The sequence below is a fragment of the Fulvivirga aurantia genome, from assembly GCF_009711475.1.
GTDB classification, from domain to species: Bacteria; Bacteroidota; Bacteroidia; order Cytophagales; family Cyclobacteriaceae; genus Fulvivirga; species Fulvivirga aurantia.
The window spans coordinates 1-3,823 of record NZ_SMMD01000543.1 but is presented as its reverse complement, the minus strand read 5'-3'; the positions used below and the strand labels follow the sequence as shown (position 1 = coordinate 3,823).

Sequence of the window (3,823 nt, the reverse complement as noted above, 5' to 3'; positions counted from 1 at the left end):
AGATCAACAACTGTCGTCAGACGCACAATCTAATTATGCATTGCTGAGTGACAATGTGAAAACAAAAAATTACCAGAGAGCTCGCAGCCCTTTGCAGTGGCTGGTGACAAACACCCCTGAGTTGCATGAGTCTGTCTATGTGCATGGCATAAATCTCTATACTGCGATAGAATCTAAAGCAAGTAGTCAAACCGCACAGGTCATACAAGATTCTATTCTCACGCTATATGATTTACGCATAAAGCACTTCAATAACGAGAAGAATATTATCGATAGAAAAGCCACAGCTGCCTATAAATTTTATAGAAACCGTCCTGAGAAATACGAAGAGTTAATGAAAATTTTTGATCGCACTTATGAGCTCAATGGTGTGAGCGTGAGCATTTCTAATCTTGCCTCTTACATGGATGTGGTGAGTAAATATGACAGTGCCTATGATTTGAGTAACGAAGAAGTGCTTAAAAGGTATTATAAAGTAATGGAGGCAATTGATAGCAATAATGGTAGCTCCGACCTCGATAAGGTAAGAGGACTGACGACCAACCTTCTAGTAAAAATACTTGGCGATGACTTTAACTGTGAATTTATCGAGAAAGAACTTGCTCCCAATCTCAATGATGATGCAACTATAGCCAAGCGTATTATCATGCTGTCACTTTCACAGGGCTGTACTAAAGAAGATTACTTTGCGGAAGCTGCCAAAGTCTTGATAAAAGAAAATCCTGACTATGGTTTAATTAGACTGGTTGCGAGCAAAGAAGTAGAAAAAGAAAACTATGATCAGGCGTTGAGTTATTACGATCAGGCGCTAGCCAGCACAAATGATAAAGAAAAAAAGGCCAAGGTAATGGTAGATGTTGCCAAAATTCATCAATTGAAAGACAACTATCCCAAAGCACGTGAAATTGCAGAAGAAGCTTTAGCCCTTCACCCGGGTGATGAAAAAGCTTACAAACTCATTGGAGACCTATATTACAACAGTTTCGATAAGTGTAAAAAGCTTGAAGATATCGTGGCTGATCGCTCGGTATTTTGGATAGCTTACGATATGTATCAAAAAGCTGGTGATGAAGCAGCAATGGCAAACGCAAAAGCACAATTTCCATCGATCAGCGACATTTTTGGCAAAACATTAGCCGAAGGCAATAGTTATACTGTCGGTTGCTGGATAAACAGATTAACCACTATAAGACGTAGACCGGAATAATGTCAAGAATAAAAGTACATCTACCTGATTCATTTAAATTTTCAACTTCTATAAAGATCAGAGTCTCTGACTTAAACTATGGCAACCATGTAGGCAATGACACCATTTTGAGCCTGTCTCATGAGGCTCGTTTGCAATATCTGACCTATTTAGGATTTGATAATGAAGTACATATCGAAAATAACATAGGCATTGTAGTAGCCGATGCAGCGGTTGTATATAAATCTGAAGCATTTTATGGTGACGAGCTAGCCATTAAAATTGGTATCGATGACATCAATAAATATGGCTTTGACATGTTCTATGAGATTACCAACGCACAAAGTGGCAACGAAGTAGCCAGAGTAAAGACAGGCATAATCTGTCTGGATTATGACACCCGGAAAATAGCCCTCATGCCTGATGTGTTGAAAAATGCAGTTACCTAATTAGTAAGCCATTAGACCCAATTTCCATTTCTGAAATCAATTTTTACTTACCAGTAATTGATTTATCTCTCCGGTCAAAAATAGTATCTTTGCAAAATGATCGCAGAGGAGCAGAAAAAAGACATACGGAGATTAAGTCGTGAACAAGTAACGGAGTACTTTTTAAGTATTGGCGAAAAAGCTTTCCGCGCTAAGCAGGTTTACGAATGGCTTTGGAAGAAGGCCGTGAAGGACTTTGATGAGATGACCAACATCTCTATACAAACCCGAAAGCAACTCAAAAAAGACTTTGTAATCAACCAGATCGCTGTCGATCAGATGCAGCGCAGTAGCGATGGCACTATAAAAAATGCCATTAAATTATATGACGACAAGGTAGTAGAGTCTGTACTTATACCTGCAAAAAAGAGAATTACTGCCTGTGTTTCTTCTCAGGTGGGATGCAGCCTCGATTGTAACTTCTGTGCGACAGCACGCCTTAAGCGTATGCGTAACCTCAACCCTGACGAGATTTATGATCAGGTTGTCGCTATTAAAGATCAAAGTGAGCTCTACTTTGATCGACCACTTACCAATATCGTTTTTATGGGTATGGGTGAGCCATTACTCAATTATAATAATGTTTTAGCTGCCATTGACAAGATCACGAATCCGAAGGGATTAGGCATGTCACCTAAGCGTATTACGCTTTCAACTGTGGGTATACCCAAAATGATCAAAAAGCTCGCTGACGATGAGGTTAAGTTTAACCTCGCTGTTTCACTGCACTCCGGTATCGATGAGGTAAGGTCACGCGTTATGCCCATCAATGATAAGAGTCCACTGGAAGATCTGGCTGATTCGCTGCGCTATTGGTATGAGAAAACTCAGCGGAAGGTTACCTATGAGTATGTGGTATGGAGAGGCATTAATGATACAGAGAAAGATGCCCGTGCATTAGTGAAATTTTGTAAGGTCATCCCTTCTAAGGTCAACATTATAGAGTACAACCCAATTGATGATGGCGAATTTCAGCAGGCATCTGTCGAGGCTGTTGCCATGTACAAGGTGATGCTCGAGCAAAATGACATCGTAGTGAATGTGAGACACAGCCGAGGCAAAGACATCGATGCGGCCTGTGGGCAGTTGGCGAATAAGAATTGAGGTAATTAGTTAATTACACTTGCCTCCACTTTAATGGCCCAATTAAAATTTTCAGGCTTTATCCATGGGCTAAAGCTGGCAGTTCTTAGTAATACATCATTATTACCCCCAAGACCGATTGAAACATCTTTCGTCTTATCATCTACCCATTGTATAGAGAGATAAAATGGCTGGTCCATTATTATACCGTATTCAGAGATTTCAATGTCTAACCAACCTTTGTTAATATTCTTGTCTTCTATTATAACAGGTTGATTGATGAGGGTTCTACCTGGCAAACCAGTTTGCGAATCTATATCCAAGATGTTTAGTATCAGCTTGACTGCATCTTTTGATTTATTCCACACATACACTGAAGCACTTAATAAATAAAGACTATCTCCACTTTCATTCATGAGCCTTGCGATTTGAGCACCTGCTCCTTTACCTTGCACATAACCGAATTTGTTTGTTTTTCGAATTTTTGACCCGAGATGAATTTTTTTCACCTGACTTACGTCATGTATTATTACCTCCCCCAAATGTATTGAAGACTGTACTAGCTTTATTTTTTGGTTTACTCCAATCAACTTTAGTATAGGAATTCTTACTTGTTCGTACCCCACAAATGAGATTGACAAGGTGTCATTTAAATATGAACTGGATAAAATTAAGGTAAAACTACCATTTGCTTCACTTACAGTGCCAACTTGCGAGTTTTCAATACCTATACTTGCATATTGTAAGGGCTGGTTAGTAAACGCATCGATAATGAGCCCAGTTATGCTGAGTTGGTCATTAGCAACGGACGCGTCTTGCTCCACTTTTTTTAGCAAATTCTCGCTTTCCTTTGGCACCGAAGCACCGATACCAACTATTTTTATTCTTTTGAAAGTCCGCTGAAAATATCTGATTTGAGCTAACAAAGAGTTAGCATTGAATTCTTTTTCAATTGTTAACTCCGCCAAATAGAATCCTTCAGAACCAAAATCTGTATTCTGAATAGAATCAGTATCACTTACTCTTCTTATCTTATCGAGAGAATAGCTATTATTTGAATTTGAAA

The 3,823-nt window shown here is 39.1% G+C and carries 4 protein-coding genes; 3 read left to right on the top strand and 1 reads right to left on the bottom strand.

Features of this window, described 5'->3' with window-relative positions:
* The 3 genes from E1176_RS20515 to rlmN all read left to right on the top strand — a co-directional run.
* The coding region (locus E1176_RS20515; RefSeq protein ID WP_185152622.1) for a tetratricopeptide repeat protein at window positions 1–1,207 on the top strand (1,207 nt) is incomplete at its 5' end.
* Window positions 1,207–1,635 carry a thioesterase family protein gene (locus tag E1176_RS04365; protein ID WP_155209351.1) on the top strand — a complete coding sequence of 143 codons (429 nt, stop codon included), beginning with the start codon at window positions 1,207–1,209 and terminating at the stop codon, window positions 1,633–1,635. The genes E1176_RS20515 and E1176_RS04365, both read left to right, overlap by 1 nt.
* Before the next feature lie 96 nt (window positions 1,636–1,731).
* Window positions 1,732–2,778 (top strand): dual-specificity RNA methyltransferase RlmN, encoded by a 1,047-nt coding sequence (rlmN, locus tag E1176_RS04360; RefSeq protein ID WP_155209350.1) that lies wholly within the window; start codon window positions 1,732–1,734, stop codon window positions 2,776–2,778.
* A gap of 5 nt (window positions 2,779–2,783) precedes the next feature.
* Here rlmN and E1176_RS04355 read toward each other — a convergent pair.
* Window positions 2,784–3,823 (bottom strand): carboxypeptidase-like regulatory domain-containing protein (locus E1176_RS04355; protein ID WP_185152621.1); only part of this gene is annotated, 1,040 nt, incomplete at its 5' end.